The sequence below is a fragment of the Sandaracinobacter sp. genome (genome assembly GCF_041909755.1).
Lineage (GTDB): Bacteria > Pseudomonadota > Alphaproteobacteria > Sphingomonadales > Sphingomonadaceae > Sandaracinobacteroides.
The window spans coordinates 1-6,311 of record NZ_JAYRCW010000123.1 but is presented as its reverse complement, the minus strand read 5'-3'; the positions used below and the strand labels follow the sequence as shown (position 1 = coordinate 6,311).

General features: G+C 68.3%; 4 protein-coding genes and 1 riboswitch. Of the genes, 1 reads left to right on the top strand and 3 read right to left on the bottom strand.

Annotated features, from left to right (window positions below):
- Positions 1-154: 154 nt before the first annotated feature.
- From ACE3O8_RS12530 to thiC, 3 genes are all read right to left on the bottom strand, one after another.
- On the bottom strand, positions 155-1,795 hold the full coding sequence (locus tag ACE3O8_RS12530) for a DUF389 domain-containing protein (protein WP_374390245.1): 1,641 nt from the start codon (positions 1,793-1,795) through the stop codon (positions 155-157).
- Positions 1,796-1,840: 45 nt separating this feature from the next.
- Positions 1,841-3,139 carry a hypothetical protein gene (locus tag ACE3O8_RS12525; RefSeq protein WP_374390243.1) on the bottom strand — a complete coding sequence of 433 codons (1,299 nt, stop codon included), beginning with the start codon at positions 3,137-3,139 and terminating at the stop codon, positions 1,841-1,843.
- A gap of 103 nt (positions 3,140-3,242) precedes the next feature.
- The gene (gene thiC / locus ACE3O8_RS12520; protein ID WP_374390241.1) at positions 3,243-5,105 is read right to left on the bottom strand and encodes a phosphomethylpyrimidine synthase ThiC; all 1,863 of its coding nucleotides are present in this window, start codon (positions 5,103-5,105) and stop codon (positions 3,243-3,245) included.
- Positions 5,106-5,142: 37 nt separating this feature from the next.
- A riboswitch (TPP riboswitch) is annotated at positions 5,143-5,252 on the bottom strand.
- Between the two features lie 60 nt (positions 5,253-5,312).
- On the opposite strand from thiC, the gene ACE3O8_RS12515 reads away from it, so the two are divergent.
- Positions 5,313-6,233 (top strand): DNA polymerase III subunit delta', encoded by a 921-nt coding sequence (locus ACE3O8_RS12515; protein WP_374390239.1) that lies wholly within the window; start codon positions 5,313-5,315, stop codon positions 6,231-6,233.
- The last annotated feature ends 78 nt before the right edge of the window (positions 6,234-6,311 follow it).

The window sequence follows — 6,311 nt, the reverse complement described above, 5'->3', positions numbered from 1 at the left end:
TGGACACGGTGGAGGAAGTCTCCATCGACGGCGAAGTGGTGAAGGGGCTGAAGCCGCCCGTTCAACTGCTGCGGGCCGACAAGGCCGCCTGACGGGGCGCCGCCTGATCGGGTCGCCTGACCGGCGATCCCTGACGACCAAATCGGAAGGCCCGTCACCCTGCGGCGACGGGCCTTTCTGCTGCCTGTTCAGGCACGGGCGCCGGGGCAGCCGGGGCCAGCGCCTCGATGCGGACGCTGCGTGCGGCATCCAGCCCTGAATCCCGTTCCAGCCCCGCATCCGCTGCGGATGGGGGCGCGATCTCCACCAGGATGCCCCGGCTTTCCAGCGCGGCCGCGACAGCCTGGCCGCGCGCGATCGCGCGGGCGAGCGGTTCGCGTGTCAGGCGGCGCGGCGTGACGCGGGCGCTGTTCGTGCCGTGGCCGGCAAGCGCCCAGGCCATGGCGTCGAGTGCAGGCGCATCCGCCTCCGTCAGGCCGTCGGCCGGAACCGGCAAGTCGGGCAGGGGGCCGGCGGGGGGGAGGATGCGAACCGTCCAGCCGGGTGAATCCTCCCGAAGCCGGGCTTCGGATTGCATCATGTCCACCAAAGACCGGCCGGGTTCCGCCCGGGCGGTGGCGATCCGCGACACGGGATCGACCGTTACCGCCTCGACCGACACATTGGCGACGAGCGCAAGCCGCGCCGCCATGTCCGCGCGGGCCAGACGTTCATCCTGCGCCGTCGTCGCAGCGGTCGCCTGCGCCCGCTCCAGCGCGGCGCGCTGCCCGCCGCCCTGGTTCACCAGGATCTGGCTGAGTTGCAGGCTGACCGGCACCCCCAGCGAGGCGGAGAGGCGCCGTTCGAGATCGGGATCCGCCTTGTCATGCAGCCGATCGGTGAACACGGTGGCGCGAATGGTGACGCGGTTGCCGCCGAATGTCGGGTCAAGGCTGGCGATGCGGCTCGCCTCCCCGAACTCGGCCTGCACGGCCCGGCGGGCGGTGCGCGTGGCCCACGCTTCCCAGGCGATCTGCTTCAGCGCCAGAGCCAGCGGGATGGCCAGCGCCGCCAGCACCAGAAGCAGCGCCATCGCCTGCGCCCGGGATTGCCGCGGCGACAGATCGGATCCGAAACCATAGAAGCGCGCGATCAGGGTGGCCGACAGCGATATCGCGATGAAGTTGGTGAGGAACAGGGTGAAGGCGCCAGTGAAGATCAGGCTGTTTCCGGTTGCGAGGCCGAAGCCCACGACGGCCAGCGGCGGCATCAGCGCAGTGGCGATCGCCACGCCCACGATGGTTTCGCCGCGGCCCCGAACGGTGGCATAGCCGCCCGCAAGCGCGGAAAAGACAGCCACCAGCAGGTCGAACAGGTTGGGGCGGGTGCGGGCCAGGATTTCCGGTGTGATGTCCTGCAGGGGGGAAAGCAGCACGATGCCGGCCGTGAAGGCGACGGCCAGCACCGTGCCGGCCAGAAGCGCCAGCAAGCTGGCGCGGACCTCGTGCCAATCGAAGGTTGCAAGTGCGAAGCCAAGGCCGATGATCGGCCCCATCAGCGGTGAAATCAGCATGGCGCCGATGATCACCGCCGGAGACGACAGCAGCAGGCCCAGGATCGCGATGCCGGCGGACATCGCGATCATGAAGGCATAGCGGCCAGACCAGCGGGAGTCGCCATGGACCCGTTCCAGCACGGTCGGGTGGTCCACCTCGCTGACGATGGTTCGGCGGTGCCAGGCCTTCAGCTTGCGCAGGGGCCGTGGCGGGTGGTGCGGGGCCGGCGCGGGGCCGGTCGAAGCATCTGCATCAGCCATGATGCTGGGCTAGCACAGGCGGCGGCGGGCGGGAAAGGCGGCTGCTCAGGGTTCGCAATCCGCCTGTTCCGCCTCCTTCTTCTTCTTGCCGCCCATCAGGCCGCCCAGCGCGCCGCCCATTGCCCGGCCCAGGCTGCCGCCGATCCCGCCGCCGGCCGCCTTTCCGGCCTCTGTCGCGGCATCGGGCTTGCATTTCGGCTTGCCGCTGGCCGTGGCCTGCGCGCCTGCGCCGGGTATTTCGTCCATGCCCAGGATCGCGCCTGACCGGGATGCGAAGCGCGCCTTCACATGCCATTCCTGCACCCAGTCCACCTTCGGGTCCTTTGGCCGGGGCGGGTGGATGATATTCTGTTCCGGCCCGTGCGAGGTCAGCAGGATCAGGCCCTGGTTCGCCGCCTTGATGGCTTCCTTCGGGATGGCGCAGCTGGTCTGCGCGGGCGGCATCAGCTGTTTCTTGCCCACCAGCCGCGCGGCTTCCGACGGCGAGATGAAATCAGAAAGGCCGGAGAGGAACGTCTGCACCTCGGAGGAGGACCAGAACACCACGGTCGGCGCGCCGCCTTCGTCCTTGCCGCTCATCAGCTGGGCGAAGTGCCCGGTGGCGCCGGGCACGCTGTTCCAGCTGAGGGTGACCGCGCCAGAGGGGAGCGCCGCCTGCCGGACGGTGACGCCGGCCATGAAATCTTGCTGAAGGCTGAACTGCATGGGCGGCGCGAAATTGCCCGTCACGCTGTGCGCGCCCACAAGGGAGGCGTTCGAGGGCACCTGCCGCGAGCCGTTGGCCTTGTCCGCATTCGGCCAGTCGACGAACGTCGGCCAGGTGCCGGGGCTGGGCGGGCGACTGATGCGCACACGTTCACCGCCGAACAGGCCGGCCGGAACTTCCCCGGCGGCGACCTTCGCGAAATCGATGACGACGGGCTGGCCGGGCCGGGCATTTTCCCCGCAGCCCCAGAACAGCAGCAGCTTGCCCTTCGGCCGCTCGAACTCATCATCGTGGGTGCCGGGCTGGCTCTTGCGCGGGGCGCGCAGGGGAAGCGTGGCCCCCATGTTCATCACCGGCGGAATGGCGTGATCCGCCGTTGCCGCGCCGGATGCGGGCGGCAGCTTCGAGCCCATGTCCAGCAGCAGCATCTTCAGCGGCCCGCCGCCGCCCCCGCCCATCGCCATCCGCATCATGTCGGCAGAGGAGGGCGCGGCGCCGGGAATGCCGAACCCGGCCTGCGTGGAGGCGGACAGCCAATAGACCGTCTTGGGTGGCGTGACCTTCTGCGATTGGGAGGTGACCGGCCCGGCGGCCAGAGCCACGACCGAGATCGCGGCGGCGGCATGGATGCGCTTCATGGTATCTGCCCCTGTAATGCCCTCTCGCCGGGAAGGTTAACCCGAGGGGCGGGCAAGGGGCAAGCCGCGCCGGGCGGGTGGCCCGGCGCGGCCCTGGCCGATCCTATTCGACAGCCGGCAGATAGATCTCGCCACCCTTCGCGCGGAAGGTCTCGCTCATCTCCGCCATGCCCTGCTCGGCGGCTTCGGCGGCCAGGAAGCCATCGGCGGGCTGGTTCTGTTTCATGGCGAAATCGCGCACTTCCTGCGTGATCTTCATGCTGCAGAATTTCGGCCCGCACATGGAGCAGAAATGCGCGGTCTTCGCGCCTTCGGCCGGAAGCGTTGCGTCGTGGAATTTCTCCGCCGTTTCCGGATCGAGGCTGAGGTTGAACTGATCGCGCCAGCGGAATTCGAAGCGCGCGCGGGACAGGGCATCGTCGCGCAGCTGGGCGGCGGGATGACCCTTGGCGAGGTCGGCGGCGTGGGCGGCCAGCTTGTAGGTGATGACGCCCACCTTCACATCGTCGCGGTCGGGCAGGCCCAGATGCTCCTTGGGCGTCACGTAGCAAAGCATCGCCGTGCCGAACCAGCCGATCATCGCCGCGCCGATGCCCGAGGTGATATGGTCATAGCCGGGCGCAATGTCGGTGGTGAGCGGCCCGAGCGTGTAGAAGGGCGCCTCGCCGCAGGCCTCCAGCTGCTTGTCCATGTTCACCTTGATCTTGTGCATCGGCACATGGCCGGGGCCTTCGATCATCACCTGGCAGTCCATGTCCCAGGCGATCTTCGTTAGCTCGCCCAGCGTGTGCAGTTCCGCGAACTGGGCTTCGTCGTTTGCGTCAGCGATGGAGCCGGGGCGCAGGCCATCGCCCAGGCTGAAGCTGATGTCATAGGCGCGCATGATTTCGCAGATCTCTGCGAAGTGGGTGTAGAGGAAATTCTCTTTGTGGTGGGCGAGGCACCATTTGGCGAGAATTGATCCGCCGCGCGAAACAATGCCCGTAACCCGCTTTGCAGTCAGCGGAATATAGGGAAGTCGAACGCCTGCGTGAATGGTGAAGTAGTCCACGCCCTGTTCGGCCTGCTCGATCAGCGTGTCGCGGAAGATCTCCCAGGTCAGGTCTTCGGCCACGCCGCCCACCTTTTCCAGCGCCTGATAGATGGGCACGGTGCCGATCGGCACGGGGGAGTTCCGGAGGATCCATTCGCGCGTGTCGTGGATGTTGCGGCCGGTGGACAGGTCCATCACCGTGTCGGCGCCCCAGCGGATCGCCCACACCATCTTTTCCACTTCCTCAGCCACGGAGGAGGCGACGGCCGAGTTGCCGATGTTCGCGTTGATCTTCACCAGGAAGTTGCGGCCGATGATCATCGGCTCCAGCTCCGGGTGGTTGATGTTGGCCGGGATGATGGCGCGGCCGCGCGCGATTTCCTCGCGGACGAATTCCGGCGTGACGAAATCGGGGATGGCGGCGCCGAAGCTCTCGCCGTCGCGGGCCTTGTTCAGCGCTTCTGCCCGGCCCAGGTTTTCCCGGATCGCGACATATTCCATTTCGGGCGTGATGATGCCGGCCTTCGCATAGGCCATCTGGGATACGGCCTTGCCCGGCAGCGCGCGGAACGGGCGCATGTTGGGGGCGGGGAAGGGCTTCACCTCGCGCGCGCCGGCGCGGGACAGGCCATTGTCTTCGGGGCGAACCTGCCGGCCTTCATAGCGTTCCACGTCGCCGCGCGCTTCGATCCACCGCTCCCTCAGCCTGGGGAGGCCGGCGTTGATGTCGATGGCGACCTTCGGGTCGGTGTAGGGGCCTGTCGTGTCGTAGACGCGGACCGGGGGTTCGTTCGCGCTGGGTTCCAGCGCGATTTCGCGCAGCGGGACGCGGATTTCGGGGTGAAGCAGCCCCGCCACATGAATCTTCCGGGAGGCCGGGAGCGGCCCGGTCGTGACGGATGCGGTTTCCAGATGCGACGGGATGTCGGCCATGTGCACTCCTCCAGTGGTTCGGATGGAAGGCGGGCCACTCGCTTTGCCGCTCCCTCCCTCCGCCGGTGTCAGCCGGATCAGGTTCAGCGGGTCGGAAGCTGCAGCTTCCCTCTCAGCCGCGCATCAGCGGCCCCCCGGGGATACCACAGGATGTATCCCGCAATCACCGGCTTGGCAAACCCGCGCCGGAATGCGACGGCAGGCCCGATGCTGATCGGCCACGCCCAGCCCCGCCAGATGTTCCTGGATGCCCTTGGTTCGGGGCGGCTGCACCATGCCTGGCTGCTGGCCGGGCCGAAGGGGATCGGCAAGCGGGCCTTTGCCGACTGGGCGGCGCTGAAGCTGCTGAGCGGCGGAACGGGACCGGGCGACACGCCGGCGGACGATCCTGCCGCGCAGCTGGTGGCTGCCGGATCGCACCCGGATCACCGCATCCTGACGCCGCCCCTGGAAGGGAAGGGCAGCGCCACCGAATCCATCGTGATCGATCAGGTGCGGGCGCTTGCCGATTTCCTGCACAGCTATCCGGCGATTGCCGGTTGGCGGACGCTGATCGTGGATTCCATCGACGACATGAATCCGAATACTGCCAATGCGTTCCTGAAGGAACTTGAGGAGCCGAGGCAGAAAACGGTCTATCTGCTGGTCAGCCATGCGCCGGCGCGGCTGCTGCCCACCATCCGTTCCCGTTGCCGGATGCTGCGGCTGTTCCCGCTGGCGGATGCCGAAGTCCGCCAGGTGCTGGACGGCGGCGACAATGGCTTTGGCGCGGCCGAAGTGGATTCGATGGTGGCGCTGGCGCGTGGCGCCCCCGGCTCTGTCGTGGCCTTTGCCGGGGCGGATATTGCCGGGCTGGACAAGGCGCTGGACCGCATTGCCGCGGGCGGCGACGCGGCCGCCCTTGCGCGCAGCGTGCAGCCGCAGGCGGCCGGGCCGAAGTTGCAGGCGCTGCTGGCGCTGGTGCCGCAGCGGCTTGCGCTGGCCGCGCGCCGAAACCCGGATCCGCGCCTGCTGGACCTGCATGCCGAGGCCGAGGGCCTTGCCCGCGATGCCGTGCGCCTTGCCTATGACCGGGCACAGGTGGCAATGGCGCTGGCCGATATCGTCGCCCGGGCCGGGCGCATCTAGGAATCGCCCGCGCGGGCCGCATCCAGGACAAGAGATGAGCCGTTATTTCGTTACCACCGCCATTGCCTACCCCAATGG

What these genes read in the sequence shown, in the direction of transcription:
- ACE3O8_RS12525 (WP_374390243.1), bottom strand. Translation starts at nt 3,139, where the DNA reads ATGAAGCGCATCCATGCCGCCGCCGCGATCTCGGTCGTGGCTCTGGCC.
- ACE3O8_RS12515 (WP_374390239.1), top strand. Translation starts at nt 5,313, where the DNA reads ATGCTGATCGGCCACGCCCAGCCCCGCCAGATGTTCCTGGATGCCCTT.
- thiC (WP_374390241.1), bottom strand. Translation starts at nt 5,105, where the DNA reads ATGGCCGACATCCCGTCGCATCTGGAAACCGCATCCGTCACGACCGGG.
- ACE3O8_RS12530 (WP_374390245.1), bottom strand. Translation starts at nt 1,795, where the DNA reads ATGGCTGATGCAGATGCTTCGACCGGCCCCGCGCCGGCCCCGCACCAC.